The organism is Xanthobacter versatilis (assembly GCF_043193975.1).
Taxonomy (GTDB): domain Bacteria; phylum Pseudomonadota; class Alphaproteobacteria; order Rhizobiales; family Xanthobacteraceae; genus Xanthobacter; species Xanthobacter autotrophicus_E.
The window spans coordinates 278574-304840 of sequence record NZ_JBAFVB010000005.1; the positions used below are offsets into that span (position 1 = coordinate 278574).

The window sequence follows — 26267 nt, forward strand, 5'->3', positions numbered from 1 at the left end:
GGTAGCCGTGATCGGCTGGAGCCGGGGCACCCGGCGCCTCCTGCCCTGGCCACAATGTCCAGCCGCGTCGACACCCCGCTTACCCGCCCTCCCTGATGGCAGGGACATGCCGCGCAATCGCCCACCTACTGCACCGCGCCTTGAAACCGACGCCCGGCTGGTCCATTGCTAGCGCATGTGCCGTCAGGTTCAGATCGCATCCATTGACCGCCCGGTGTTGCGTCCGGCGCCCGATGCCCACCGCCGTGGCCCGCTGACGGCAAGCTTGGCGCCGGCGCGATCCGAGGCGCTGCGCGCAGGCCTCGCCGTGCTCGTGGCGCTCGTCACCCTGGGCCTTGCCCTCGTGAGGGATGCTGGACGGCCGGCCCTCGCCCAGGCCGATTTCTTTTCCTTCCTGCGCCCCCCCGCCACGGTTCCGCGGGCGGCGCCCAAGCCGCAGCGGCCGGCCCAGAACTCCGGCTGGTGGCCGTTCCAGCCCCAGCCCCAGTACGAGCAGCCGCAGCAGTTGCCGCAGCAGCAGCCCAAGCGTCCGGCCGCGCCTGCCGAGCCGGAGGGCGTGGTCTACGGCTCGGCCGATGCCGCCGTGCAAGGCAAGCGCGCCGCGCCCAACCAGTTCATCCTGGTGATCGGTGACCGGCTCGCAGCCCAGCTGGCCCAGGGCCTTGCCGATTCCTACGCTCCCGACCGCGCCCGAATCGCGGTGATCGACAACACCGCCGACGACAGCGGCTATCTGCCCACGCCCGTGGACTGGATCACCCGCGCCCCCGACGCCATAGCCGCCGGCCGCCCCTCGGTGACGGTGGTCGCCCTCGGCTCCGAGGATCTCCAGCCCATCAAGGACGGGGAGGCCTTCGTCCAGCCTCTCACCGAGCGCTGGCTGGAGCTTTATGGCAAGCGCGTGGACGAGGTGCTGACCGCGCTGCGCGACAAGGCCGGCCGGGTCATCGTCACCGGCCTCGCGCCGGTGGCCAACACCGCCCTCTCCGACGATTACGCCAAGCTCAACGAGGTCCTGCGCACCCGCGCCGCGCGGGCGGGCCTTGCCTTCGCCAATGTGTGGGACGGCTTCGTTGACGAGGACGGCAAATATCTCGCCAACGGCCCGGCGGTGGACGGCCAGCGCCGCCGCCTGCGTTTCAACGACGGTGTGCGCTTCACCCGCGCCGGCGGGCGCAAGCTCGCCTTCTTCGTGCAGAAGGACATCAACCGCATGCTGGAGGAGCCGGGCAAGGCCCAGCCCGGCGCCGACCTCCCCAATCCCGCCAGTTCCCGGCCCGCCGCCCTCGCCGGCCCCCCGGTGCCGGCCAAGACCCCCGACCCCATGGCGGTATCGGCCGGCGCCAAAGCCGCCTCCCGGGTGCTGAAGGACGGCATCGCCCCTGCCCCCGTACGCGGCCGGGCCGACGATTTCTCCTGGCCCCCGCCCAACGCCGAGCCCGCCGCTAACGCGCCACGATAGGTTCCCCGGCACCCGCATCGCCCGGGCGATGCCGCATGCCGTCCAAGGTCGCATGCCGCAGTGCAGCGGCACCCCTTTTCAAAGCACGGGCGTCGCTTTACCGATTCGATGCGATAAGATCCGCATCGACGTGCGAAGGGAGTCCCCATGGGTGCCGAAGCTGGAGCCGCCATTGCCATCCGCCCGCGCCGCAGCGTGCTCTACATGCCGGGCTCCAATGCCCGCGCGCTGGAAAAGGCCCGCACCCTGCCCGCCGACGCGGTGATCCTGGACCTTGAGGACGCGGTGGCCCCCGACGCCAAGGCGGAAGCCCGCGCCCGCATCGTGGATACGGTGAAGGCCGGGGGCTTCGGCCCCCGCGAGGTGGTGATCCGCATCAACGGCCTCGACACGCCGTGGGGCTCAGACGATCTGGAGGCCGCCGCCGGCGCTGCGCCCGACGCCATCCTGGTGCCCAAGGTACAGACCGTGGAGCAGCTGGTCACGGTGGGCCGCCGGCTGGAGGCGCTGAAGGTGCCGCAGACCACGCGGGTCTGGGCCATGATCGAGACCCCGCTCGCCATCCTCGACATCAAGGCCATCGCCCAGGCGGCGCAGGATCCTTTGACCCGGCTCACGGTGTTCGTGCTCGGAACCAACGACCTCGCCAAGGAGACGCGGGCGGCGCTGGTGCCCGGCCGCGCGCCCATGGTGGGCTGGCTGAGCCTCGTGGTGGCCGCCGCGCGGGTCTATGGCGTGGACGTGCTCGACGGGGTGTGGAACCAGTTCCAGGACCTCGACGGCTTCAAGGCCGAATCCGCGCAGGCGGTGGAATTCGGCATGGACGGCAAGACCCTGATCCATCCGAGCCAGATCGAGCCCTGCAACATCGCCTTTTCGCCCCCCGAGGCGGAAGTGGCCCGCGCCCGCGCCATCATCGCCGCCTTCGCGCTGCCGGAGAATGCGGGCAAGGGCGTCATCACCCTTGATGGGCGCATGGTGGAACTGCTCCACGCCGAAATGGCCAAGCGCACGGTGGCCCTCGCCGACGCCATCGCCGCCCGCGCCTGAGGTCCTAGCCCGCATGTCCCAGCCCGCCGAGGCCCCGTTCCGCATTGTCATGCTCGCCTACCCGCGCATGACCCAGCTCGATCTCACCGGCCCGTTCGAGGTGTTCGCGCGCCTGCCCGGAGCCCGGCTGGAGATCGTGGCCGAGAGCTGCAAGCGGCCGGTGGTGGATGTGGCGGGCCTCGGCATCATGGCCAATGCCAGCTTCAACGAGGTCGCCGGCTGCGAACTTTTGTTCGTGCCCGGCGGCCCTGGCCAGCTGGAGCTGATGGATGATGGGCCGACGCTGGATTTCCTGCGCCGCATGGCGGTTCAGGCCCGCTATGTCACCTCGGTGTGCACCGGCTCGCTGATTCTCGGCGCCGCCGGCCTGCTCACCGGCTATCGCGCCACCAGCCACTGGCTGTCGCTGGACCAGCTGGCCCTGCTCGGCGCCATTCCGGTGGAGGAGCGGGTGGTGGTGGATCGCAACCGCTTCACCGGGGCCGGGGTCTCCTCCGGCATCGACCTCGCGCTGGCGCTGGCCGCCGAGATCGCCGGGGAGGACGAGGCCCGGCGCATCGCCCTCGCTATCGAATACCAGCCGGCGCCCGCCTTCCCGCCCCGCGACAAGGAGGACCCCCGCCTCGTCGCCGAAGTGCGGGAGAAGACCCGCGCCTTCCAGGAAAAGCGCGTGGCGGCGGCCCGCCGCGCCGCCACGCGGCTCTGAAACGTCGCCTCCCGAGCGATCCGCCAGAGCGTTTTCCGCTCGCCCAGGCTCACGGAAAGCGCTCTGGATTATTGAGTTTTCGCGCTTTCTTCACGCGAACCGGTATCTACCTCGCTCGAAAACGCTCGATCGTCCCAGGACAAGACCCATGAAGCTCTACCGCTACCTCACCGGCCCCGACGACGCGGCCTTCTGCAAGCGCGTCTCCGCCGCCCTCAACAAGGGCTGGCAGCTGCACGGCGCGCCCACCCTGACCTTCGATACGGTGCAGGGCCGCGTCATCTGCGGCCAGGCCATCGTCAAGGAGGTGGAGGGCGAGTGGTCCGACGACGTGGTGCTGTCCGAGCACTGATCACGGCACCGGAGCGCGGGCGTTTCCTGCTCTGATCGAGGGGGCGCCTCGGGTGGCCCCCGCCACAGGCTTCGAGGTCAGGCGGCCTCGGTGCCGTGGGCGGGAATGAGCACCACGGCCACGTCCACCTCGTCGCCGGCCTGCTTGAATTCCTGCCGCACCGCGTCGGTCAGCCGGGCGACGACCGCGCGCGTCTTCGCCACCGTCCAGTCGCCCTCGAAGCCGAGGTGCAGCTCCACGAACATCTTGCCGCCGAACTGCCGGGTGCGGATGTCGCCCAGCTCGTCGAAATCGTCGAAATGGCTGGTGAGCACCTTGAGAATGCGCAGCTGGCCCGCCTCGTCGATGGCCTGGTCGAGCAGCGAGGCCACCGAGCTCGAGAGCATGGCGAAGATATTGTAGATCATGAAGCCGATGACGACGAACGACGCCACCGGATCGAGATAATACATCCACGTCACGTTCTGGAAGATCGACAGAATCACGGTGACGGTGAACACCGAGCCCGAGGAGATGGCCGACACCAGGTGCACCCGGGCCTGCGCCGCCAGCACCGGCGAGCGCGTCTCATGGGCAAGGCGCGTGGCCTTGCGGTTCAAGACCCAATTGCCGATCACCGCGGCAGCGGTGACGAACAGGCCCAGTTCCGCCCCGCTCACCCCCTCGGGATGGAAGATGCGCATGATGGCGTTGGAGCCGGCGATGAAGACCAGCACCGTCTGCAGCAGCGCGATCATCAGCTCGGCGAGGTTTTCCAGCTTGCCGAGGCCATAGGCATATTTGCCCGAATGGGAATTGTGGGCGAGCCGCAGCACCAGCCAGCAGGCGGTGAGCGCGGTGAGGTCGAAGGACGTCGCCAACAGGTCGGTCAGGATCGCCGCCGAATTGGTGAGCGTGGCCGCGAGAATGTAGAAGGGAAACAGGCAGGCCGTGAAGATCATGGCCTGAAACGACAATTTCTGGCTCGCCGAACCCGACACCCCTGCCCCCTTTGTCGAATGGCGGCGCCGCCCGCAGCGCCTTACCCCCATGAGGACCATCAGGCACGCCGCGTCAAGCAGCGTGGCGCCGGATCCGCGCGGCTGTTGCGTCGCACCGCGCCGCTCTGCAACATGGCGCGACACGGGGGGATGAAGATGAGCAAGACCAACCGGGGCAATTTCTTCGAGGACTTCAGCGTCGGCCAGGTGATCCGGCACGCGACGCCGCGCACCATCACGGTCGGCGACGTGAGCCTCTACAGCGCGCTCTATGGCACCCGCTTCGCCGTGCAGTCGGCCGACAGCTTCGCGCAGGCCATCGGCTATCCGCGCGCCCCCGTTGACGACCTGCTGGTCTTCCACGTGGTGTTCGGCAAGACGGTGCCGGACATCTCGCTGAACGCGGTGGCCAACCTCGGCTATGCCGGCGGGCGCTTCCTCGCCCCGGTCTATCCCGGCGATACGCTCACCGCCGTGTCGGAAGTGATCGGCCTCAGGGAAAACTCCAACGGCCAGAGCGGCGTGGTCTATGTGCGCTCGGTGGGCTTCAACCAGGACGGCACCGAGGTGCTGGACTATGTGCGCTGGGTGATGGTGCGCAAGGCCGACCCCTCCCGCCCCGCCCCCGAGCCGGTGGTGCCCAAGCTGCCGGCTGCGCTCGCCCCCGATGCTCTGGGCGGCGCCGTGCCGCTGCTCGACATCGAGGGCTGGCGCAACGACCTCGCCGGCTCGGATGCCCGCTTCGCCGACTATCAGGTGGGCGAGCGCATCGACCATGTGGACGGCATGACGGTGGAGGAGGCGGAGCACATGATCGCCACCCGCCTCTACCAGAACACCGCCAAGGTACATTTCAACCAGTTCACCGAGGGCCAGGGCCGGTTCGGGCGGCGGCTGATCTATGGCGGGCACGTCATCTCGATCGCCCGCGCGCTGTCCTTCAACGGCCTCGCCAACGTGTTCCACGTGGCCGCCATCAATGGCGGGCGCCATGTGGCGCCCCTGTTCGCGGGCCTCACCGTGCATGCCTGGACGGAGGTGCTCGACGCCCAGCCCCTGCCGGGCCGCGAGGACGTGGGCGCGCTGCGCCTGCGCACCATCGCCACCAAGGACCGGCTTACGGGCGACTTCCCCGCCAAGGTCGCTACCGAGACCGGCGAGGACTATGACCCGAGCGTGATCCTCGACCTCGACTACTGGGCGCTGATCCCGCGCTGATCGGCGGCCGCCGCCGGGCGCACCACGGCGCCCGTGCGGTTGCCCCGCAACGGGGACGGCGGTGGCAAGGGCACCGCGCCCGCGCCAAGGCGCGACCCGGAGGTGACCCCGCCGCCGAAGGCGGACATGAAGCGCCAGACTTCCTCGCCGGAATCGATATCGCGGCTGCGCAGACCGAGGAAAGGGGTGGCGAGGTCGGGCTTCGTGTCCACCCGCGCCGGCGACTGGTGGCCGCCGCGCTCGATGCTGATGAGCTCCACCGCCGAGCCATCCCGGCAGCCGTCCCAGCGCCGCAGCACCGCCGTGGTGCCGTCGGTCTGGTCGAGATCGGGCAGCTCGCGCTGGTTCGAGGCGCCGCACCCGTTGATGCGGGCGAACAGGCGCGCGCTCTCGGGTGCCGACAGGGTCGCCCCCACCGGCGTCCAGAAGCCCGAATAGGCGATGACGGAATCCGCCGTACCGTGGATGAACTGGATGGGGACCGGCCGGTCGGGCTTGCATTCCTCGCGATAATTGGCCGGCGCCGTGGCCATGATGGACGAATAGGCGGCGAACAGGTCCGCATGCTCGCAGGCCATGCGCTGCACCATGAAGCCGCCGTTGGAAATGCCGGTGAGATAGATGCGCGCCGGATCGGCGATGCCCTCCTGCGCCAGCCGCTGGACCAGCGCCACCAGGAACGCCACGTCGTCGCCGGGCCGCAGCATCATCTTGAGGCGCATGGCGGCGGGCCGCCCGTCATTCCACACACGGCCCTCCCCTTCCGGATAGACCGCCACGAAGCCGTGGGCCGCCGCCGCCGCATCGAGCCCGAAATAGGCGCGGAAGCTTTCTGGGGTCTGCGCCGCGCCGTGGAGCGCGATCACGACCGGCGCTGGCCCGCTTACCCCCTCGGGCGTGACCACCACGAAGCGCCGGTCCTCGCCGTTCACTGAAAGCCGCAGGTCACGCACGGCGTCCGCCCGCGCGGGGAGAATCGTGAACATCGCACCGAACAGGACGAGAACACCCGTGACCACGAAGATCGCGTGCCGCACCCGGCCTGGTTGCGACTGACGCAGGGCCAAAATCGACCGGACCCACGCCAGGCGGTGCGGCAGAGCCGCGGCAGAACAGGACATGAAAAAGGAAGCCATTCATGAACAAGGGAAATCAGCGACCGTAGCCAGCACGGCGTACCAGCCTGAGCCATGCCCGGCAAATGCGGCGGGCGGGCGGCCACCCTGTGGCTTCCGCGCCACAGTTTCGCTGCGACAGACCCAAAATTGACATAAATCAAACTTTCGGGGGATCAGCAGCGCGATGTGTTGCCCTATGGTTGTGTTGATCAAGTTCGCGGGAGCGGGGCAATGAAGAAGTTCGGTCTGGGTGCCATTGTTGCGGCGGGCTTCGCCGCCTTCACGATCGGCGGCGCGATGGCCGCCGACCTGTCGACCCCGGTCTACAAGGCTCCGGTGGTCGAGGAGGCCCTGAGCCCCTGGCAGATCCGCGTTCGCGCGCTGTACGTGATGCCGGAGAACGGCGGTTCCGTGAACGGCATCCTCGGCTCCGACCTCACCTATTCCGACTCGGTGGTGCCGGAACTCGACATCACCTACTACTTCACCAAGAACATCGCGGCCGAACTCATCCTCGGCGTCACCCCCCACGACATCAACGGCGCGGGCACCATCACCAGCCTCGGCCAGGTGGGCAAGGTGTGGCTGCTGCCCCCTACCCTCACCCTGCAGTACCACTTCACCGATTTCGGGCCGTTCAAGCCCTATATCGGCGCTGGTGTGAACTACACCGTGTTTTTCAATCAGGACGCCAAGAACCCGGCGTTCGCCAGCGTCGACGTGCATGACACCTGGGGCCTCGCACTGCAGGCCGGCTTCGACTGGATGATCGACCGTCACTGGGGCATCAACGTGGACGTGAAGAAGCTCTTCCTCGAGCCCTCCTTCACCCTGCAGACCGTCGGTGGCAGCTACCTCACCGGCGGCGCCGACCTGAACCCCTGGATCTTCGGTACGGGCGTCACCTACCGTTTCTGATAAGGTCCTTCCAGACCTGACCTCCAGAACAGCGCCGGTCTTCCGGCGCTGTTTTTTTTCGCGCGTGCAGCGCACCCGCCCGCGCCCGGAACGTTGGCAGCGCAGCAATTCGCCGCGACCCAAAAGCGGCATGCAACGATCATCCAATTGCGGTGCGCGACGTATCCGGTTTTAAAGCCCCGCCAAGGTGCTTTGGAATCGTTGCGAAGTGTCGACGATTGAGATACCTGATCGGTCGATTTTTTGGAGGAGGCCCCATGGCCGACAGCCCTCAACGCATTGATCGTCCCCTTTCGCCCCACCTACAGATCTACCGTCCGCTGTTTACGATGGTGATGTCCATTGTGCATCGCATCACGGGCGTCGGGCTCTATTTCGGGACGGCGATCCTGGTCTGGTGGCTGCTCGCCGCCGCGACCTCCCCCTCGGCCTTCGAGAGCTTCCGCTCCGTGGCGGGCTCGCCCATCGGCCTCATCGTGCTGTTCGGCTACACCTGGGCCCTGCTGCACCACGCGCTCGGCGGCGCGCGCCACTTCATCTGGGATTTCATCCACGGCTTCGGCCCGAAGGAGCGCATGCTCCTCGCCCAGGCGACCCTGGCCGGTTCGGTGGCGCTGACCGTCATCCTGTGGGTCGTCGGTCTCGCGGTGAAGGGCTGAGGAGGATCACATGAGCAACACCCCGTCCTCCGGACACGCCCCCATGCGCACGGCCCTCGGCCGCGTGCGCGGCCTTGGCTCTGCCCGCTCCGGCACCGACCATTTCTTCAAGCAGCGCGTCACCGGCCTCGCCAACCTGATCCTGATGATCGCCTTCATCGGGATCGTCATCAGCCTCGCCGGCTCCAGCTACGCGGCGACGCGCGCCACCCTCGGCCATCCGTTCGTGGCGGTGGTCATCCTGCTGACGCTGCTGTCGGTCACCACGCACATGCGCATCGGCATGCAGGTAGTGATCGAGGATTACATCCACACTGAGGCACTCAAGGTGATGCTCATCGTGGCCAACACCTTCTTCAGCATCGCCATTGCCCTCGCCGGCGCCTTCGCCGTGCTCAAGATCAGCCTGGGAGGCTGACATGGCCGACACCGCAACCAACGGGGCCGCCGCGCCCGGCATCAACGGCGCTGCCTACCCCATCGAGGACCACACCTACGACGTGCTCGTGGTGGGCGCCGGCGGCGCCGGCCTGCGCGCCGTGGTCGGCTGCTCGGAAGCCGGCCTGCGCACCGCCTGCATCACCAAGGTGTTCCCCACCCGCTCCCACACGGTGGCGGCCCAGGGCGGCGTCGCCGCCTCCCTCGCCAACATGGGCGAGGACAAGTGGGAATGGCACATGTACGACACCGTGAAGGGGTCGGACTGGCTGGGTGACCAGGACGCCATCGAATACATGGTGCGCAACGCGCCCGCAGCGGTCTACGAGCTGGAGCACTGGGGCGTGCCCTTCTCCCGCACCGAGGACGGCAAGATCTACCAGCGCCCGTTCGGCGGCATGACCACCCATTACGGCAAGGGCACCGCCCAGCGCACCTGCGCCGCGGCGGACCGCACCGGCCACGCCATGCTGCACACGCTCTATGGGGCGGCGCTGAAGCACCACGCCGAATTCTTCGTCGAATACTTCGCCATCGACCTCATCATGGATGAGGACGGCCGCTGCCGGGGCGTCATCGCCATCAAGCTCGACGACGGCACCATCCATCGCTTCCGCGCCCATCTCGTGGTGCTCGCCACCGGCGGCTACGGCCGCGCCTATTTCTCCGCCACCTCGGCCCATACCTGCACCGGCGACGGCGGCGGCATGGTGCTGCGCGCCGGCCTGCCGCTGCAGGACATGGAATTCGTGCAGTTCCATCCCACCGGCATCTACGGCTCGGGCTGCCTCATCACCGAGGGCGCCCGTGGCGAGGGCGGCTACCTCACCAATTCCGCGGGCGAGCGCTTCATGGAGCGCTATGCCCCGTCGGCCAAGGACCTTGCCTCGCGCGACGTGGTCTCCCGCTCCATGACCATGGAGATCCGCGAGGGCCGCGGCGTCGGCAAGAACAAGGACCACATCTTCCTGCACCTCGACCATCTCGACCCCGCCATCCTCCACGAGCGCCTGCCCGGCATCTCGGAGAGCGCGAAGATCTTCGCCGGCGTGGACCTGACCCGCGAGCCGATCCCGGTGATCCCGACCGTGCACTACAACATGGGCGGCATCCCCACGAACTATTACGGCGAGGTGCTGGACAAGCGCTCCGGCGATCCCGACACGGTGGTGCCCGGCCTCATGGCCATCGGCGAAGCCGCCTGCGTCTCGGTGCACGGCGCCAACCGCCTCGGCTCCAACTCGCTCATCGACCTCGTAGTGTTCGGCCGCGCGGCCGGCCTGCGCGCCGCCGAGCTGGTGAAGCCCGGCGAGAAGCACCGCGAGCTTCCGGCCGGCAGCGCAGACCTCGCGCTCTCCCGTCTGGATGCGGCTCGTTATGCTTCCGGTGGCACTCCCACCGCCGAGCTGCGGCTCGCCATGCAGAAGGTGATGCAGAGCAACTGCGCCGTCTTCCGCACCGGCGAGGTGCTGGAGGAAGGCTGCAAGCTGATCCACGACGTCTACAAGGGCGCAAGCGACATCGGCGTCACCGACCGGTCGCTGGTGTGGAACTCGGACCTCATCGAGACGCTGGAGTTCGAGAACCTCATCGCCCAGGCCATCGTCACCATGGAGGGCGCGAGCGCCCGCAAGGAAAGCCGTGGCGGCCACGCCCGCGAGGACTTCCCGGATCGCGACGACGTGAACTGGATGAAGCACACCCTCGCCTACTTCGACACCGCAACCGGCAACGTGCGTCTCGATGACCGGCCGGTGCACACCTACACGCTGTCCAACGACATCCAGTACATCGAGCCCAAGAAGCGCGTGTACTGATCGTGTCATCGCGACCGCGCGCGGCACGGGCGAAAAAGCCCACCGCGCGCGGCCATGGCCAGAAATCCTGTGGGCGGTTACCGCTCCAGCGTTCCAGGACGTCCCATGGTTGAGCTCACCCTCCCGAAGAACTCCCAGATCACGCCCGGCAAGGTGTGGCCGAAGCCGCAGGGCGCCAAGAAGCTGACCGAGTTCCGCATCTATCGCTGGAACCCGGACGACGGCCGCAACCCGCGGGTCGACACCTATTATGTCGACCGCGAGGATTGCGGGCCCATGGTTCTCGACGGCCTGATCTGGATCAAGAACACCGTCGATCCCACCCTCACCTTCCGCCGGTCCTGCCGCGAGGGCGTGTGCGGCTCGTGCGCCATGAACATCGGCGGCACCAACACTTTGGCCTGCACCAAGGGCATGGACGAGGTGCTGGTGAAGGGCGTGGTCAACATCTATCCGCTGCCGCACATGCCGGTGGTGAAGGACCTAGTGCCGGACCTCACCCATTTCTACGCCCAGCACGCCTCCATCGAGCCGTGGCTGCAGACCGACAGCCCGCCCCCCGAGAAGGAGTGGCGCCAGGCCAAGGACGACCGCGAGAAGCTGGACGGCCTCTACGAGTGCATCCTGTGCGCCTGCTGCTCCACCTCCTGCCCCAGCTACTGGTGGAACGGCGACCGCTACCTCGGCCCGGCGGCCCTGCTCCAGGCCACCCGCTGGCTGAAGGACAGCCGCGACGAGCGCACCGGCGCCCGGCTCGATTATCTGGAAGACCCCTTCCGGCTGTATCGCTGCCATACCATCATGAACTGCGCCCAGGCGTGCCCGAAGAGCCTCAACCCGGCCAAGGCCATCGCGGAGATCAAGAAGATGATGGTCGAGCGCCAGATCTGACGGCACGCGATCGCGATCGCGCCTTTTCAAAAGGCCGCCCGCCCCTGGCGTGGCGGCCTTTTGCTTGCGGATCGCTCCCCGGGGTGGTGCTCAGCAGCCCGGCGGGCGTAGGGCGCTTCTCAACCCCGCGCATTCCGTGTTAAAAAATTCCCCGTCAACCTTGAGATTGCCGGAGGAGGCGAGATGTCGGTCATTCGCGTTCTTGTGGCGGCGATCCTTGGCCTGGTGCTGCTCGTTGCCGTCTTCACGCGCCCGTCGGAGACGATCGTCGTCGTCGGCAGCGCCGTGCTTACCTTGACCACCGCCAGCAGCATCGTGTTCTTCGGCTTCGTGGCCATCGCAGCCGTGATCGGGCTGGAGCGCCACTCCGGCCGCCATCTGGCCCCCGCCGCGCCGATCCACGTCCATCGTTCCCTGCGCGACGAAGTCTGAAGCGGACTTTTCAGCGCCGGCAGGTGGCCGCCGGCCACGGCGCCTGGTGATAGAACGGCCGCAGCTCTACGACCTGGATGCGCTCCCAGAGCGTGCTGGACGGCTCCGGGCACAAGCGCAGCATGGCCGAGGTGGGATTGCCCCGCCAGCTTTCGGGAATATGCACCACCACCACGAAGGCCCCGGCCTCATAGGACGGGTCACGGGTCCACCAGCCCGCCGGCAGGCGCTGCCTGAGATAGCTGCGCAGCGACAAGAACGGATCGAACGGATAGGGGTCCACGTCGGGATTGACGGGCGGGCGCGCCGGCAGGCCTTCAAGGCTCTGCATGGGAGACTGCTGGGCCATGGCCCCACCGGCCCCCACCAGCGCGGCCACAAGAGTCAGCCTCATCAGCGCCCGCGTGACGATCGCCCGCCCCCCGTGCCGCCCTGCCGTGCTCCCCTGCGGGCACCCCGTCCCCATGCCGATCCTCACGACCATTCCAGCCCCATTCCCCTGCCGCATCCTGATCCGCAATCCCGGCCCGGCCGCTTTCCTCCGGCGCCCGCGGGCAGTATGGCTGCGTGCACAGAGCCAGACCCGGCGCGGGACAATCTCCCTCCGCGCCAGGCCCTGTCCGGCGCCAACGCGCAGGCCGCAGTGTAGAGCGCAGCGCGCGCATTTTCCGTTCACGTCCGCTCAGGGGACATGCTCTATCTCAGCCTTCATCGCACGTTCGTCACCCGAGCCGGGGTGCATTTTGCGCGGACGTGCTCCAGATCAACGCCACGGACGGGAAACAGGGGTGAGCAAGGCCGGCATGATCGCGAAACCATCCCGAGCCAAGCTCGCCCCGAACTGCCCGCCTGGCACGCAGCATGCTAACGCCACCGGCCGGGGACGGCCGTGAGCGCGGCACCGTCCCCATCCTTCCTCACCCTCGTGCGGACCTATGGCACCTATGCCGGCGCCATGATGGCCCGTGGGCTCGAACTGGTCGGCAAGCTCGGGCTCTACATGCTCGGCGCGCGGGCGCTGGGGGTGCATGATTCGGGCTATTTCTTCCTCTGCCTCACCCTGGTCGGCGTGCTGGCCACGGTGTCGCGCGGCGGGTTCGAGCGGGCGGTGGTGCGCCACCTCGCCGCCGAGCTGGCCGTGGGCAAGGGCCGGGCGGCGGGGCAGGCCTTCCTCGTCGGGCTGGGCGCGGTACTGGGCCTCGGCCTCGCGGTGACGGCACTCACCGCCGCCTTCGCCCAGCCGCTGGCGGACTATGTGTTCCGCGATCCCGAGGCTGCCCGCCCGCTGCTGCTCTCCACCCTGGTCATCCTGCCCCAGGCCGCCTGCTATTTCATCGGCAACGCGCTGCTCGGCCTCCACAAGGGCGCGGCGGGGCAATTGGTGCAGAACGGCCTGTGGCCGGTGCTGACGCTGGCGGCGGTGGTTGCCGGCGTCACCTCTCTCGACGGGCTCATCTATGCCCTCGCCGCCGCCAATGTGGCGGCCACGATGGTGGGCGCGGTGCTGCTGTTTCGCGAACGCCATCGCTTCGTGGACACCCACACCGATGCGCCGCCGGGCGCGCCGCTGCCCGCGCTCTGGCGCACCGCGGCGCCGCTCTCGGTGGTGGAAATCGTGCAGATCCTGCTGCCGTCCCTGCCGGTGCTGCTGCTCGCCACCTTCGGCCTGCCCTCCCAGGTGGGCGCCTTCAGCGTGGCGAACCGCATCTCCATGCTGGTGTGGGTGGTTAGCACCTCCATCGGCAGCGTCGCCGCCCCCTCGTTCGCCGCCCGGCACCGGCAGGGGCAATGGACCGAACTGCGCCAGCTCAACCGGCGGGTGCGCCTCGCGGTGGCGGTCTTCGGCACCCCGGTGGTGGCGGTGATGGTGCTGGCTCCCGCGCAGGTGTTGCACCTGGTGGGGCCGGGGTTCGAGATCGCGGCCACGGCGCTGGTCATCCTCGGCGTCGGCCAGTTGGTCTATTGCCTGCTGCCGTGTCAGGAGATCGTGCTGGCCATGGCCGGCCACGGCGGCGTGCTGCGCTGGCTCACGCTGGCACAGACCGTGGTCTGCGGCGCCCTGTGCGTGCTGCTCATCCCGCCCTTCGGCATGATCGGGGCGGCCATCGCCACGGCGGTGTTCGCGGCCCAGCTCGCCATCGGCGCCAGCCTCATGGTGCGCAGGCTGATGCCCCAGGCGTTCTGATCACCGCGAGAGGGGCGTGCAACCCTCTCTTAACGGTAAAGTAAGCGCGGCGTTGCACGGTGGGGAAAGCCTCCCGTCACGCCGCAGCAAGGGCCGAACACGGGAGCGGGGCGTGAAGCAGGGGGACGCATGTTGATGCCGCAGGCGGCCCAGACCGGCGCCACGGAACCGGCCACGGGATCCACGCCTTCCGCTTTCACCCTGCGCGATTTCCTGATCGCCGCTTTCTACCACATCCGCATCGTGCTGCTGGCGGGGTTGATCCCGCTCGTGGTGGCGGTGGCGGTGGCGGCGACCAGCCGCACCGAATACACCGCCTCCAGCCTGCTCATGGTGATCGTGAGCCGCGAGGTGTCCAACGCCCAGAACGTGACCGACAGCGGCCCCGCCGTGCTCAGCATCGAGGGCCTGAAGCAAGTCGAATCGGAAGTGCAGATCATCGAGAGCGCCGACGTTGCCCGCGCCACGGTGGTCGAGATCGGGGTGGACCGGCTGTTCCCGCCGGGGCGGCTTGCCGCCATCACCCGCCTGTTCAGCTCCGACAAGGATGTGATGGACAAGGCGGTGGAGCGCTTCCAGGCCAGCCTGCGGGCCTCGGTGCAGTCCGGCTCCAACGTGATTCGGGTCAGCTTCACCAATCCCGACCGCGACGTGGCCATCGCCGCCGCCGACGCGCTGGTGAAGAATTATCTCGCCGCCCGCCGCCGCCTGTTCGAGAACCCCACCGCCAAGATCCTGATGCTGGAGGTGAACCGCTTCCAGAGCGACCTCACGGCGGTGGACCGGGAGATCGAGCAGCTCAAGGTCAAGGCCGGCATCATCGATTTCGCCCAGGATGCCATTCTCGCCTCTAACCAGGTGGACAGCATCCTTCAGCGCCGCCGGCAGGTCGCCGAGCGCGAGGTGGCGGTCGCCGCGCAGGTCACGGAGGCCGAAAAGCAGTTCGCGGCCCTGCCTGATTCGGTCTTCGACTTCGCCGAGAAGACCGACGCCCTGCCCGGCGACGAGGACAACAACACCCTCTCCAAGCTGCTGCTGGAGCGCGACCGGGTCGCCTCCCAATACGCCCCGGGCAGCCAGCTGCTGCGCGACCTCGATCGCCAGATCGCCACCATCCGGGCGCGGATCAAGACCCGTTCGGAGCGGCGCTATTCCACCGACCGGGCGGTGCGCAACCCGCAGGTCAACTACATCCAGAACATGATCCTGAGCCTCAAGGTGGAGCAGGATTCCCTCGGCCGGCAGAAGGCCGAGCTGGTGCAGCAGCAGCGCCTCGCCGAGGAGCGCCTCGCTGCGCTGCGCGCCGCCGAGACGCCGCTCATCGAGCTGAACCGCAAGCGCGATTCGCTGGGCGAAGGCTTCCGCGAATATCAGCGCCGGGCCGTGGCCGCCGCCATCGAGGAGGCGGCCGCCCAGTCGCGCCAGTCCGCGGTGCGCGTGGTGCAGGAGGCCGGCTCGGCGGTCACCAAGCGCTCGCTGGCGCTGCCGCTGGTGGCGGCGGGCCTGTTCGCCGCCATCCTGTTCGGCGGCGCGGCGGGAGCCCTCGCCTCAAGCCTGCGCACCTCCTTCGTCACCCCCGCCGAGGCGGAACGCGCGCTCGGCCTGCCGGCGCTCGCGGTGTTCGACGCCGAGGCGGAGCAGCCCGGCAATGCCGCGACCGACGAGGCCATCGGCAGTTGCGCCACCCTGCTGCTCGACACCCGCATCGACGAGGAGCCGCTGCGGGTCCTGCATTTTCTCGCGCCCGACGCCGACGACGCCCTGCCCTGGCTCGCCCGGCGGCTGGCGGAGGAGTTCGCCGCGCGGCGCCAGCTGCGCACGCTGCTGATCGACCTCTCCAGCGCCGCGCCCTACCCGCTGGCCGCCGGCGGCGGCGAGGTGCGCGGCGGCATCGCCGTTACCGGCACGCCGGTGCCCCTGCTGTGGGCCGCCGCCGACGCGGAGCGCTCGCCGCTGCTCGATTTCCGCCTGCCCATCGCCGAGGCGGAGCTGATGATGGCCGAGCTGCGCCGCGGCTTCGACTGCGTCGTCATCTCCTCCGACCTGCCCGGCGCCTCGCTTGTCACCCAGCGCTTCTGCCAGCTGGTGGATGCCAATATCCTCGCGGTGCAGGCGGAAAAGTCGCGTACGCCAGCGGTGGCCCGCCTGCGTGACCAGGTGGCGGAGAGCGGCGGCCTCACTATCGGCTTCGTCTTCCTCGGCCGGCGCTATTACTTGCCGAACTGGCTCTATAGCCGCGCCTGAGTGCACGGCCGCACCCGCGCATCCCCGTTCCGAGAACCGCACCGCCTGTTCCGTCCGCCGAGGGCGGATACGGGGCGCCGTGGCGCGGGCGCATCACCACCGCCGCATCATCCGCCATCGGTTTCGTGGCACCTTTGTTAAGTGTTTCGTTAACCACGCCGCTTTAGGGTCGCTTTACCACGTTCAAGGGTTTTCGCCTGAGATTTGCCGCGTCGTCCGCCGTCGAAACCGGACGGGACGCACGTCAAAACCACGGCATTAACCTTTTGAATACGATTAGGCGCGGGAGTTGGTCGATGGTCTTGCCAGAATGCGGCGTGGTGAACACCGCTCGCGGCCCGGCCCGGAAAGACCGATTTCGGGCGCGGGGGGCACGGCGCAGGGTCGCCCTTGCCCTCCTCGGATTGAGCCTCGCGCTCAACGGCTGCGCCGCAATCGCCAGTTCCCAGAGCACCGGCACCGAGCCGTTCACCACCGGCCACGAGCTGCGCTTCACCGAGGTGAACGCCGAGCGCTTCAAGCCGTGGAGCGACCAGGTGCCGAGCTATCGGCTGGGGCCCGGCGACAAGATCAAGATCAAGTATTTCATCACCCGCGAGATGGATGAGGACCTGACCGTAAGCCCGGACGGCTCCATCGCGCCGCGCGCCATCGGCCAGATCCGGGTGGAAGGTTCCACCCTCTCCGGGGTGCAGGATTATGTGCGGCGCGAATCACGCAAGGAGCTGACCGACCAGAAAGTGGTGGTCTCGCTGGAGGAAGCCTCCTCGGCCCGCGTCTATGTGGGCGGCATGGTGGCCCATCCCGGCGCCTTCAAGCTCGCCGACATGGGCACCAGCGTGCTCCAGGGCATCCTGCTCGCCGGTGGCTTCACCGAGGAATCGCGCACCGGGCAGGTGGCGCTCATCCGCCGTGGCCCAAACAACGAGCCCATGCTGCGCCTCGTCAATGTGCGCGACGTGATCCAGACCGGATTCGATGCCAACGACGTTCCGCTGGTGAGCGGCGACATCATCTATGTGCCGCGTTCGTCCATCGCGGAGGTCAATCTGTGGATTGACCAGTTCATCAACAAGGTGGTGCCGTTCCAGCGCCAGTTCAGCTATACGATCGGCTCCTATTCCACCACCGGCGGCGGAACCTCGATCGTGCCGTAACCTCTTAGCTTGACGCGTTTTCTTGGCGCGGACCGGCCGCCCCATGGTCCGGCCCGCGCTCCAGACGGGTCCGGCGCGACTGCCCCCGCGCCGGGTGTCATGACAGTCCGGCGCCGGGAGGGCGCCGACCAGAGGCGTCGAACACGCATGCACGCGGCATCCCAGACGCACCCGGAGTTCCGCACCGAGACCTTCCTCGGCGCGCCGTTCGCCTGCCTCGACGTGCCCGGCGCCGCGCGCGTCATCGGCGCGCGGCCCATGGGCGCGCCGTTCAGCTATGTGATCACCTCCAACGCCTCCCACCTGGTGCGGCTCAACGCCCGCAAGGACGAGCGCTTCGCCGCCGCCCTCGATGACGCGGGCCTCAACGTGCTCGACGGCGCGGTGCCCCACCTGCTGGCGGAGCGCCTGTTCGGCCTCGACATCCCGCTGTGTCCCGGCAGCGACCTCACCGCCGAGCTGTTCGAGCATGTCATCCAGCCCGGCGACCCGGTGACGGTGATCGGCGGCAGCGAGGAGATGAAGCGCCGGCTGGTGGCGCGCTACGGCATTGGCACGCTCAATCTCCACGTGCCGCCCATGGGCTTCATCGACGATGCGGCCGCGGTGGAAGCGGCCATCCAGTTCGTCATTGAGCATCCCGCCCGCTACGTGTTCCTGGTGGTGGGGGCGCCGCGCTCGGAATATCTCGCGCACATGATCGCGCGGCGCGGCGGCGCCGTGGGCACCGGTCTGTGCGTCGGCAGCGCGCTTAACTTCCTCACCGGCCTCGTCCAGCGCGCCAGCCCCGCCTTCCGCCGGCTGGGCCTTGAATGGCTGTACCGGCTGGCGCAGAGCCCGAGCACCCATTTCGAGCGGGTGTTCGTGGATTCCCTGCCCATTTTCCTCATCGCCGCCAAGGCGAAGCTGGATCCTGCAGCCTACGGCATGCGGCGCGACGGGGACGGGCCATCGTGACCGACCACCCCGCGAGCCGGGATCCGCCCCAACGCCGCGTGGTCATCCCCCTGCGCCGCAGCGCCTCGGGCATGGCGCCCGCGCTCGACGGGGGCGCATCCATGCTCGCCAAGCTCGCCTTCGCGGCGACGCTGCCGCTGTTCGCCCAGGTCTTCTACTATCTCAACGAGTATCCGGCGCCCTACCTGCTGTCGAAGGCCTGGCCGTTCCTCACCCTGCCGCTGGCGCTCTACGGCATGGTCCGGCTGAAGCTCCCGGCGGGGCGCATGTTCCTGCTGGTTCTGGCCTATGGGCTCGGCTTCACGCCCATGGTCTCGGTGATCCAGCTCGGCAACGGCTTCCTCGACGCGCTGACCACCACCATCAAGGCTTGGCCCTTCACCTATTATTTCAGCCTGTCGGCGGTGCTGGCCCTGCTCGCCGTGCCGCCGGAGAGCGTCCGCAAGGCGGTGCTGGGGCTGGGCGCGGCGACCTTCTTCCTGATGGTGATCATCTATCTGGTCGCACCCACATCCTGGTATGCGGACAATCCCGCCGACAGCAAGCTGCTGCTGTTCGACCTGGAGCGCGGCTACCGGGTCTACATGCCGATGTTCTTCGGCATGATCCTGGTCTTCTTCCTGTCCCGCGCCTTCGTGCTCCGGCGCAACATCCTCTACGGGCTCTGCGTGGTGCTGGCCTTCGCGCCCATGCTGCTGATCTACAAGCAGCGCGCCGCCATCGCCGCCGCGCTGGTGGTGGTGATATTCGGCATGGCCATGTCGCTGCCGCAGCGGGCGCGACGGATCGTGATCGGGCTGGGGCTGGCGGCGGTGGCGGTGGGTGTCTTCCTGGTGGGGCGAAAGCTCGGCCTTCTGCCCGGCGGCGCCGCGCCCGGCGATGCGCAGGATGCCTTCGGCGCCTCGCTCTCGGTGCGGCAGAATTCCTCGGCGCTGGCCTTCGCCTTCCTGGGCGATGATCCGCTGCGCTGGATTTTCGGGGTCGGCGCCACCACCCGCTTCAGCACGGTGACGCTCAACGACATCTTCGGCAACGACCAGTTCTTCATCGCGGATCTGGGCTGGATCGGCGTCGTGTTCGAATACGGCATCATCGGCGCCGTCCTGCTCGCGGCGTTGCACTTCTGGTGCTTTGTCACGGCTTTCCGGCTGACGCGCGGCCTTGAGGACCCCTTCGCCCTCGCCCTCAGCGACTACGTGCTGTATCTCATCATAAGCTCCGCCGTGTATTCGGTGGTGTTCACACCCGGAGAGCTCGGCGTCGTCATGGCGCTCACCATCTATCTCGACCGGCGCCGGCGCCTGCTGCCGCCCGGCCCGCCGCCGGAAGAACGCCGCCTGCTCCCCATCGGCCGCACTTCGGGCGGCCGCCGCGTGACCCTTGGACGCTCGGGAGCAATCGCACGTGCCGGCTGACCGCGCCCAGCGCACCGCAGTAATGCGACATGCTTGAGTCCCTGCAATATCTGCGGGCGGTGGCGAGCCTCATGGTGGTGGTGTTCCACCTCGGGGCGCCGCTGTCGCGCCTCGGCCTCACGGCGCCGTGGCCGCAATCGGGGGCGGCGGGCGTCGATATCTTCTTCGTGCTCAGCGGCTTCCTGATGCTGGTCACGACCCGCGGCCGCGACGGCTACACCTTGAGCTTCTACCTCAAGCGCATCGTGCGCATCGTGCCGCTCTACTGGATCGTGACCACGGCGAGCCTTGCGCTGCTGCTGGTCGCGCCGCAGCTGGTGAAGAGCGGCCGGGCCGACGCCTGGCACATTCTCGCCTCCTACTTGTTCCTGCCGGCGCGCCATCCGGTGCTGGGCACCCTGGAGCCGCTGGTGGTGCCGGGATGGACGCTGAACTACGAGATGTTCTTCTATCTGGTGTGGGGCGTGGCGCTGCTGCTGCCGGCGCGCGCGCGCCTGCCGGCCATCGCCCTCTTCCTCGCCGGGCTCGCCGTCCTCGGCCGCGCGGTGCCGAGCGAAAATCCGTTCCTCGCCTTCTATACCGCGCCGATCATGCTGGAGTTCGTGTTCGGCCTCGCTTTGGGCCTCTGGTATCTGGAAGGACCGGCCCTGGCGCGCGGCTGGGGCTTCGTCTTCCTCGCCGCCGGCTTCATGTCGCTGCTGGCGCAGGGCGATGTGCCGGCGGAGACGCGGGTGATCCAGTGGGGCATCCCCGCCGCCATGGTGGTGGCCGGAGCCCTGGTGCTGGAGCGGGCGAGGCCGGTGAAGCGCATCGGCGCGTTCGTGCTGCTGGGCGATGCCTCCTATGCGCTCTACCTGGTGCACGGCATGGTGCTTTCGGCCGTGGGACAAGTGTTGGTGCATCTGCCGCTGCCGGCGCCGCTCGCCTTCTTCGCCTGCGCCATCTGCGGGGTGGGGGCGGCAATCGGTGTTGCCATCGCCGTGCATCTGGCGGTGGAGAAGCCACTGCTGCGGCTCATGAGCGCGCGACCCAAGGCCAGCCGGGCCGCGATACCATGAGCATTGATGACCAGCCGTGCAAAAAAGCCGTTCCGCGCGCTTGCCCAAGCGTTGCGGTAGCTGTCTATTCCCGGCGTCTGGCCGGCGCGGGCCCTATGGGCCGTGCGAAGATGAAGCCAAGGGGGCAGTGCCATGTGGAGACGCGTGAAAAAGCTCGTGAACGAGCCGGCCTTCCGCGAGGCGCCGCTTACCGTGACGGGCCGGGCCATCTCGCTCGCGGCCCACGTGGCGCTGGGCCGCAGCCCGGTGGCGGAGATCACCCCCGGCGGTGCCCGCCTGAAGCTGCCGGCGGACCTGCGCTTCACCACCACCAGCGTGTTCCTGCTGCGCGACAAGGTGGAGCCGGAGGTACGCTACCTTGAGAAATTCCTGCGCCCCGGCGACGTGTTCGTGGACGTGGGCGCCAATATCGGCCTGTTCACCCTGAAGGCGGCCAGCTTCGCCAGCCGGGTGGTGGCGGCCGAGCCGGGCGCCGTCGCCGGCCGGCAGCTCGCCGACAACCTCGCCCTCAACGGCTTCAGGAACGTCACCATCGTGCCCAAGGCGATCTCGGACACGGAGGGCAAGGCGGTGCTGTTCCACAATCCCCTTGGCGACGATCCGCAGGCCTTCTCCCTCATCAATGACGGCACCAGCAGCGAGAGCGAGGAAGTGGAGATCACCACTCTCGACCGCCTCGCGAGCGACCTCGGCCTGTCGCGGGTGGATTGCCTCAAGATCGACGTGGAGGGCGCCGAGGACCGGGTCATCAAGGGCGCCGCCGGCACCCTGGGCCGGTTCCACCCCGCCGTCATCTTCGAGATGAACTGCCCCACCCTGCTCAAGGACGGCGGCGATCCGGCGGCGGCCTGGGTGGCGCTGGGCGGGCTTGGCTACGGCTTCTTCCAGCTGCAGGACGACGGCACGCTGACCCCGCTCGCAACCCGCCCCACACGGTTCGGGAACTATGTGGCGCTCCACCCGCAGGGCCGGCCGCTGGCCTGAGCTTGAGGGTGGGGCGTTCAGCCCCGCCAGCGCTCCAGGCGCGCGATGATGTCGGGCCGGACGGCGAAATAGAAATCGTTCACATAGAGCGCGCCCCTGCGAGGGCGCGTCCCGTCCCGCTCCAGTGACGCGACCGACTGGTGAACCGCGGGATTGAACTCCGCGACGGGCCGCATCCCGCCGCCCAGCCGGAAGAAGCCGCGATAGCCGAAGGGTTCCAGCACCTGCCGGACCGCCGCCACCGCGCCGGGCCGGTGGCGTTCCTCGGCCTCGATCAGGAAGGTGGGGCGGCTCGCCACGATGATGCCCCGCGCGCCTTGGAGCACCTTCACCTCGTGCCCCTCCACGTCGAGCTTGATGAAGCTCACGTCCGCGCTCACGCACGCGTCGAGCCGCGCCATGGCGACGCGCACATCATCGGTCGGACCCTCGACCTGCTCGGCGAGGTCGCCATCGAGGGTGGCGAGCGGCGACAGGTCGCGCGGAATGTGCAGCACCGCCGCGCCCGCGTCGGCACTCAATGCGGTCTCGAACAGGGTCAGCGCGCCGGAGCGGATCTCGCCGGGAAACCGCAGCTTCAGGATGCGCACGAGGGAGGGATTGGGCTCGAAGGCCAGTACCCGCGCGCCGCGCCTGAGCAGCCAGTAGGTGAAGAGCCCGCGGTTGGCGCCGATATCGCAGACGGTGTCGCCGGGCTCCACCAGCAGCGGCAGAAGCCGGACCTCGCTGTCAGGGTCATGGGCGGCGCGTGCATCCACCAGCGGGCACAACAGGGCGAATGCCCGCGGCATGCGGCGTTCGAGGATGGCCTTCAGGGATCTCAGCATGCGCTCCATGCGGAGGCCATCCCCCGCGCCAGAAGGCGTCCTCGCCACTCTATTGACCTCTCATAGCAGAGGCGCGAGGGAAGACAATCGAAGCAAAGGCAGGGGGTCGGCGTTGAGGTCGGCCGCCCCATTACCGCAAGCCGACAAGGCTTCGGCACCGCTTCAACGCAGGGTTTTAATCTGGACGGCCGCTCTTTCTAGGCCCGTCATCACGCTGCGGGAGGAAGCTTCCCGGGATGGGCTGGCGGGGAACGCTCCCTTTTTCTATGGTCGCGCCCGACAGCACGGGAGACGATGCTTTGAACGCCCCACGCACGCCACGCCCGGCGGTGTTTTTCGACCGGGACGGCGTCCTCAACGTGGATACGGGCTATGTCCACGCCCCGGAAGACTTCCGCTGGGTGGACGGGGCCCGGGAGGCGGTGCGGCACTTCAATGCGCTGGGTCATCTCGTGTTCGTGGTGACCAACCAGTCCGGCGTCGCCCGGGGCTATTACGGGGAAGCCGAGGTCGCGGCCCTGCATGGCTGGATGGCCGACGAGCTTGCAGCCATCGGCGCCCATGTGGACGACTGGCGCTATTGCCCGTTCCATCCGGACGCGGCGGTGCCGGCCTATCGCGCGGTCCACCCCTGGCGCAAGCCGGCGCCGGGCATGATCCTCGACCTCATGGACCACTGGCCGGTGGCGCGCGACCGCAGCCTGCTCATCGGCGACCAGCCTTCCGACATGGAAGCCGCTGCGGCGGCGGGCATCGCCGGCCATCTGTTTCCCGGCGGGGACCTGCTCGCCTTCGCCCGCGGACTGCGCTCCTCACAGGTTTGAGCGCCCCGCTCACGGCACCGGCGCATCGCACCCGGCAAGGCCGAGGCTGACACAGATGGCGCGGGCGAGGCTGCGATAGTCGGGATTATCGGGACCCGTGGGGCCGGGCGGCACCAGGCCGAGGCCATAAAGCATGGCGCCCGCCTTCGGATCGGCACGCACGTCCTGAAGCAGCTTCACCGTGCGCGCCACGGTGAAGCGCGGGCCGCCAGCCTCCGACGGCATGACCTGGATGCCCAGCGCCAGCGGCCCCGGCCACAGGCTGCGATAGGCGCGGAAGGCTTCAAGCGGCTGGTAGGTCGGCCCGGCGTCGTAGGACATGACCGAGACCAGGTCGAGCCCTCGCGCCGCCTCCGACTTCAGCAGCGCCCGCATCATGCCCACATAGGGGCCGTAGCGCGGCTGCGAGGCGGCGAAGGCGCCCTCGCCATAGGCGCCGACGCTCCAGCCGGCGAGGCTCACCACATGAGGCCGGGGCAGCGCCGCGCGAAGATCGGTCAGCACCGCGATGGCGCGGGCATCGTCGGCGCAGGCGATGCGGTCGTCCGGCGTGCGGGCGCAGCCGGAATCCGCCGTCTCGTAATCAAGGTCGACGCCATCGGCGCCGAGATCGCTCACCAGATGCGCCAGCGCGCGGAAATCCCGCGCATCCCAGCCGAAATAGCCCCAGCCGCCCACCGCCAGCAGCACCTTCGTGTCCGGGTGTTGCGCCTTCAGCGCGGCGATGGCCGCTTTCAGGACGGCGCCGGAAAAGGGAAAGGCGAAGCCGGTGCCCGACAGGTCGAGGTCCCCGGCATAGGCGAGGTCCGGCTTCACGAACCCCAGCGCCACATGGGAGATGGCGCCGGGCAGCCGGGCGAGAAGGGTCTTCTCCGGGTCCTGCGTGGCAACCTCGGCCCAGGACGCGAGATAGGCGAGGAACGGGCGTCGCTCTGCCTCCGCCGCCGCAGCGTGGCCGGCCGAAAGGCCAAGGACCAGGACCAGCGCCACCAGGACGGTCAGAAGACCGCCGGCCCGGCCATGCCCTTGGTGATGGTGAGCAGCATGATTCTGATGTCGAACCATATGGACCAGTGCTCAATGTAGAAAAGGTCGAGCTCCACGCCCCGCTCCGCCTTTTCAAGGGTGTTGATGCCGCCGCGCATGCCGTTGATCTGGGCCCAGCCGGTGATGCCGGGCTTCATCCGGTAGCGCGCCACATATTGCCGGATCGCCTCGTAGCGCACGTTGGTGGCGACCTGCATGTTGGGCACATGGGGACGCGGCCCCACCACCGACATCTCGCCCCGCAGCACATTGATGAGCTGGGGCAGTTCGTCGATGGAGGTGGAGCGCAGGAAGGCGCCGATGCGGGTGATGCGCGGATCGTCCTTGGTGGTGCCGCGGGAGCCGTCGTCCGATAGATCGACCCGCATGGTCCGCAGCTTGAAGCAGGAGAAGACGCGGTTGTTGAGGCCCACGCGCGGCTGGCGGAACAGGATGGGCCCGGGGGAATCCAGCTTGATGGCGGCGGCGGCGACCAGCAGGATAGGGGCGGTGAGGATGAGGCCGATGGTGGCCACCACATAGTCCTCCACCCCCTTCAGCAGCCCCAGCGAGCCCTTGAGTGGCTGCTGCTGCACCTGGAGCGCGGGCTCGCCGGCGATGCGCGTCATCCGGGCGTCGTTGAGCATGAAGCGCTCGGGATCCAGCTCGACGATGACGTCGGCGGCGATCTGGTACATCTGGTTGGCGATGGTGCTGATGGCTGCGGGATCGTCCCAGCTCTTGGCGACGACCACGATGTCCACCGGATTGTGCTTCACATATTCCAGCAGGTCGGCGAGTCCGCCCATCGCGGGAACGCCGTCGGGCGCGGGGGGCGGCGGGGTCATCTCGCCCGGCATGTGTCCCTCGTCGAACATGCCGACGAAGGTGATGAGGCCGTTCGCGCCCTCCTCCTCGCGGTAGCGACGCACGAGGTCGCGGGCCCGGGCCGGATCCCCGATGATCACCGCATTGCGTCGCAGAACGCCGCGGGTCTTCACCAGCGCCACGCCGGTCCGCACCAGCACGAAGCGGCCGAAGATCAGCGTCAGCGCGGTCAGAATGCCCCAGCCGAGCAGCGCAACGAGGTTGGTCGAGCCGATGGGGATGATGGCGTAGTAGCAGATCGCCAGAAGCGCGCCGGCCGGCACGCCGGCCACCGCGAGGTGACCGAGCTGGCGCAGCGGGCGCGTGTAATGCTCGACCCGATAGGCGCGGCCGGTCTGCAGGATCTGGACGAAGGCGAAGACGCCGATGGCCCAGAGGATGGCCATCTGGCTCCAGGACAGGAAATCCCAGCGCCCGTGGGCAATGATGGCGGCCAGCGCCGCCATGGCGACGTCACACAACAGGACGAGGCGGTTGACGAGCCCGTGGGTCCAACGTGTCATCGCGCCAATCCCTGCCGGCAGAACGCGCCCGACCTCGTTGAGTCGAGCCGCGACCGGGATTCGTTCTGCGGAAGAAGACGTTGGCAGTCAAGCTGGGGAAGGCACCACATGTGTGCAAATGACAAGAGCCGCCCGGCTGACGCCGCGCGGCTCTTTGA

Annotated in this window: 25 protein-coding genes; 19 read left to right on the forward strand and 6 right to left on the reverse strand. The window is 68.5% G+C overall.

Features of this window, described 5'->3' with window-relative positions; all coding sequences use genetic code 11:
• Positions 1-265: 265 nt before the first annotated feature.
• The 4 genes from V5F66_RS12665 to V5F66_RS12680 all read left to right on the forward strand — a co-directional run bounded on the left by V5F66_RS12665 (position 266) and on the right by V5F66_RS12680 (position 3570).
• The gene (locus tag V5F66_RS12665) at positions 266-1462 is read left to right on the forward strand and encodes an SGNH/GDSL hydrolase family protein (RefSeq protein ID WP_394093985.1); all 1197 of its coding nucleotides are present in this window, start codon (positions 266-268) and stop codon (positions 1460-1462) included.
• 147 nt (positions 1463-1609) lie between these two features.
• Positions 1610-2512 (forward strand): HpcH/HpaI aldolase/citrate lyase family protein, encoded by a 903-nt coding sequence (locus V5F66_RS12670; RefSeq protein WP_012113997.1) that lies wholly within the window; start codon positions 1610-1612, stop codon positions 2510-2512.
• Between the two features lie 13 nt (positions 2513-2525).
• Positions 2526-3218 carry a DJ-1/PfpI family protein gene (locus V5F66_RS12675; RefSeq protein ID WP_394093986.1) on the forward strand — a complete coding sequence of 231 codons (693 nt, stop codon included), beginning with the start codon at positions 2526-2528 and terminating at the stop codon, positions 3216-3218.
• A 148-nt stretch (positions 3219-3366) separates the two neighbouring features.
• Entirely contained in the window at positions 3367-3570 is a 204-nt protein-coding gene (locus V5F66_RS12680) for a DUF1737 domain-containing protein (protein WP_012113995.1), read from the forward strand.
• 77 nt (positions 3571-3647) lie between these two features.
• Here the strand turns inward: V5F66_RS12680 and V5F66_RS12685 are convergent, their stop codons facing one another.
• Positions 3648-4550, reverse strand: coding sequence for a cation diffusion facilitator family transporter (locus V5F66_RS12685; RefSeq protein ID WP_394093987.1), 903 nt, complete (start codon positions 4548-4550; stop codon positions 3648-3650).
• A gap of 156 nt (positions 4551-4706) precedes the next feature.
• Here V5F66_RS12685 and V5F66_RS12690 point away from each other — a divergent pair, with 156 nt between their 5' ends.
• Positions 4707-5768, forward strand: coding sequence for a MaoC family dehydratase (locus tag V5F66_RS12690; RefSeq protein ID WP_394093988.1), 1062 nt, complete (start codon positions 4707-4709; stop codon positions 5766-5768).
• Here V5F66_RS12690 and V5F66_RS12695 read toward each other — a convergent pair.
• Complete coding sequence (locus tag V5F66_RS12695; RefSeq protein ID WP_394093989.1) at positions 5744-6787, reverse strand: extracellular catalytic domain type 1 short-chain-length polyhydroxyalkanoate depolymerase; 1044 nt, start codon at positions 6785-6787, stop codon at positions 5744-5746. The genes V5F66_RS12690 and V5F66_RS12695 overlap by 25 nt on opposite strands.
• Before the next feature lie 330 nt (positions 6788-7117).
• Between V5F66_RS12695 and V5F66_RS12700 the strand changes: the two genes are divergently transcribed.
• The 6 genes from V5F66_RS12700 (at position 7118) to V5F66_RS12725 (ending at position 12041) form a co-directional block, all read left to right on the forward strand.
• Complete coding sequence (locus tag V5F66_RS12700) at positions 7118-7804, forward strand: OmpW/AlkL family protein (RefSeq protein WP_394093990.1); 687 nt, start codon at positions 7118-7120, stop codon at positions 7802-7804.
• A 257-nt stretch (positions 7805-8061) separates the two neighbouring features.
• Positions 8062-8463, forward strand: coding sequence for a succinate dehydrogenase, cytochrome b556 subunit (sdhC, locus tag V5F66_RS12705; RefSeq protein ID WP_012113990.1), 402 nt, complete (start codon positions 8062-8064; stop codon positions 8461-8463).
• Between the two features lie 10 nt (positions 8464-8473).
• Entirely contained in the window at positions 8474-8881 is a 408-nt protein-coding gene (sdhD, locus tag V5F66_RS12710; RefSeq protein WP_012113989.1) for a succinate dehydrogenase, hydrophobic membrane anchor protein, read from the forward strand.
• Position 8882: 1 nt separating this feature from the next.
• On the forward strand, positions 8883-10718 hold the full coding sequence (sdhA, locus tag V5F66_RS12715; RefSeq protein ID WP_012113988.1) for a succinate dehydrogenase flavoprotein subunit: 1836 nt from the start codon (positions 8883-8885) through the stop codon (positions 10716-10718).
• Between the two features lie 105 nt (positions 10719-10823).
• The gene (locus tag V5F66_RS12720; RefSeq protein ID WP_012113987.1) at positions 10824-11609 is read left to right on the forward strand and encodes a succinate dehydrogenase iron-sulfur subunit; all 786 of its coding nucleotides are present in this window, start codon (positions 10824-10826) and stop codon (positions 11607-11609) included.
• 183 nt (positions 11610-11792) lie between these two features.
• Complete coding sequence (locus tag V5F66_RS12725; protein WP_394093991.1) at positions 11793-12041, forward strand: hypothetical protein; 249 nt, start codon at positions 11793-11795, stop codon at positions 12039-12041.
• A gap of 10 nt (positions 12042-12051) precedes the next feature.
• On the opposite strand, the gene V5F66_RS12730 is transcribed toward V5F66_RS12725, so the two are convergent.
• Positions 12052-12435 carry a hypothetical protein gene (locus V5F66_RS12730; protein WP_157048080.1) on the reverse strand — a complete coding sequence of 128 codons (384 nt, stop codon included), beginning with the start codon at positions 12433-12435 and terminating at the stop codon, positions 12052-12054.
• Between the two features lie 495 nt (positions 12436-12930).
• On the opposite strand from V5F66_RS12730, the gene V5F66_RS12735 reads away from it, so the two are divergent.
• The 7 genes from V5F66_RS12735 (at position 12931) to V5F66_RS12765 (ending at position 22041) form a co-directional block, all read left to right on the forward strand.
• Positions 12931-14226, forward strand: coding sequence for a lipopolysaccharide biosynthesis protein (locus V5F66_RS12735; protein ID WP_394093992.1), 1296 nt, complete (start codon positions 12931-12933; stop codon positions 14224-14226).
• A gap of 129 nt (positions 14227-14355) precedes the next feature.
• Positions 14356-16470 carry a GumC family protein gene (locus V5F66_RS12740; protein ID WP_012113983.1) on the forward strand — a complete coding sequence of 705 codons (2115 nt, stop codon included), beginning with the start codon at positions 14356-14358 and terminating at the stop codon, positions 16468-16470.
• Positions 16471-16766: 296 nt separating this feature from the next.
• Positions 16767-17627: a polysaccharide biosynthesis/export family protein gene (locus V5F66_RS12745; protein WP_012113982.1), complete on the forward strand. Its 861-nt coding sequence runs from the start codon at positions 16767-16769 to the stop codon at positions 17625-17627.
• 147 nt (positions 17628-17774) lie between these two features.
• A complete protein-coding gene (locus V5F66_RS12750) occupies positions 17775-18584 on the forward strand; it encodes a WecB/TagA/CpsF family glycosyltransferase (protein WP_012113981.1) in 810 nt (269 codons plus the stop codon).
• On the forward strand, positions 18581-19999 hold the full coding sequence (locus V5F66_RS12755) for a hypothetical protein (protein ID WP_012113980.1): 1419 nt from the start codon (positions 18581-18583) through the stop codon (positions 19997-19999). The genes V5F66_RS12750 and V5F66_RS12755 overlap by 4 nt, the downstream gene beginning before the upstream one ends.
• 29 nt (positions 20000-20028) lie before the next feature.
• A complete protein-coding gene (locus V5F66_RS12760; protein WP_394093993.1) occupies positions 20029-21057 on the forward strand; it encodes an acyltransferase family protein in 1029 nt (342 codons plus the stop codon).
• A gap of 144 nt (positions 21058-21201) precedes the next feature.
• Positions 21202-22041, forward strand: a complete 840-nt coding sequence (locus tag V5F66_RS12765) for an FkbM family methyltransferase (RefSeq protein WP_394006990.1) — start codon at positions 21202-21204, stop codon at positions 22039-22041.
• A gap of 17 nt (positions 22042-22058) precedes the next feature.
• Here the strand turns inward: V5F66_RS12765 and V5F66_RS12770 are convergent, their stop codons facing one another.
• Positions 22059-22877 carry an FkbM family methyltransferase gene (locus V5F66_RS12770; protein ID WP_394093994.1) on the reverse strand — a complete coding sequence of 273 codons (819 nt, stop codon included), beginning with the start codon at positions 22875-22877 and terminating at the stop codon, positions 22059-22061.
• Between the two features lie 290 nt (positions 22878-23167).
• On the opposite strand from V5F66_RS12770, the gene V5F66_RS12775 reads away from it, so the two are divergent.
• On the forward strand, positions 23168-23692 hold the full coding sequence (locus tag V5F66_RS12775; protein WP_394052091.1) for an HAD family hydrolase: 525 nt from the start codon (positions 23168-23170) through the stop codon (positions 23690-23692).
• A gap of 9 nt (positions 23693-23701) precedes the next feature.
• Here the strand turns inward: V5F66_RS12775 and V5F66_RS12780 are convergent, their stop codons facing one another.
• Both V5F66_RS12780 and V5F66_RS12785 read right to left on the reverse strand, forming a co-directional pair.
• Complete coding sequence (locus tag V5F66_RS12780) at positions 23702-24682, reverse strand: glycosyl hydrolase family 18 protein (RefSeq protein WP_394093995.1); 981 nt, start codon at positions 24680-24682, stop codon at positions 23702-23704.
• A gap of 8 nt (positions 24683-24690) precedes the next feature.
• Complete coding sequence (locus tag V5F66_RS12785; protein ID WP_394052087.1) at positions 24691-26109, reverse strand: exopolysaccharide biosynthesis polyprenyl glycosylphosphotransferase; 1419 nt, start codon at positions 26107-26109, stop codon at positions 24691-24693.
• Positions 26110-26267 lie beyond the last annotated feature (158 nt).

Bases quoted from the DNA above. Each gene is read 5' to 3' on its own strand.
- V5F66_RS12670 (WP_012113997.1), top strand. From the start codon at position 1,610: ATGGGTGCCGAAGCTGGAGCCGCCATTGCCATCCGCCCGCGCCGCAGC.
- V5F66_RS12675 (WP_394093986.1), top strand. From the start codon at position 2,526: ATGTCCCAGCCCGCCGAGGCCCCGTTCCGCATTGTCATGCTCGCCTAC.
- V5F66_RS12680 (WP_012113995.1), top strand. From the start codon at position 3,367: ATGAAGCTCTACCGCTACCTCACCGGCCCCGACGACGCGGCCTTCTGC.
- V5F66_RS12690 (WP_394093988.1), top strand. From the start codon at position 4,707: ATGAGCAAGACCAACCGGGGCAATTTCTTCGAGGACTTCAGCGTCGGC.
- V5F66_RS12700 (WP_394093990.1), top strand. From the start codon at position 7,118: ATGAAGAAGTTCGGTCTGGGTGCCATTGTTGCGGCGGGCTTCGCCGCC.
- sdhC (WP_012113990.1), top strand. From the start codon at position 8,062: ATGGCCGACAGCCCTCAACGCATTGATCGTCCCCTTTCGCCCCACCTA.
- sdhD (WP_012113989.1), top strand. From the start codon at position 8,474: ATGAGCAACACCCCGTCCTCCGGACACGCCCCCATGCGCACGGCCCTC.
- sdhA (WP_012113988.1), top strand. From the start codon at position 8,883: ATGGCCGACACCGCAACCAACGGGGCCGCCGCGCCCGGCATCAACGGC.
- V5F66_RS12720 (WP_012113987.1), top strand. From the start codon at position 10,824: ATGGTTGAGCTCACCCTCCCGAAGAACTCCCAGATCACGCCCGGCAAG.
- V5F66_RS12725 (WP_394093991.1), top strand. From the start codon at position 11,793: ATGTCGGTCATTCGCGTTCTTGTGGCGGCGATCCTTGGCCTGGTGCTG.
- V5F66_RS12730 (WP_157048080.1), bottom strand. From the start codon at position 12,435: ATGAGGCTGACTCTTGTGGCCGCGCTGGTGGGGGCCGGTGGGGCCATG.
- V5F66_RS12740 (WP_012113983.1), top strand. From the start codon at position 14,356: ATGTTGATGCCGCAGGCGGCCCAGACCGGCGCCACGGAACCGGCCACG.
- V5F66_RS12745 (WP_012113982.1), top strand. From the start codon at position 16,767: ATGGTCTTGCCAGAATGCGGCGTGGTGAACACCGCTCGCGGCCCGGCC.
- V5F66_RS12750 (WP_012113981.1), top strand. From the start codon at position 17,775: ATGCACGCGGCATCCCAGACGCACCCGGAGTTCCGCACCGAGACCTTC.
- V5F66_RS12760 (WP_394093993.1), top strand. From the start codon at position 20,029: ATGCTTGAGTCCCTGCAATATCTGCGGGCGGTGGCGAGCCTCATGGTG.
- V5F66_RS12770 (WP_394093994.1), bottom strand. From the start codon at position 22,877: ATGGAGCGCATGCTGAGATCCCTGAAGGCCATCCTCGAACGCCGCATG.
- V5F66_RS12785 (WP_394052087.1), bottom strand. From the start codon at position 26,109: ATGACACGTTGGACCCACGGGCTCGTCAACCGCCTCGTCCTGTTGTGT.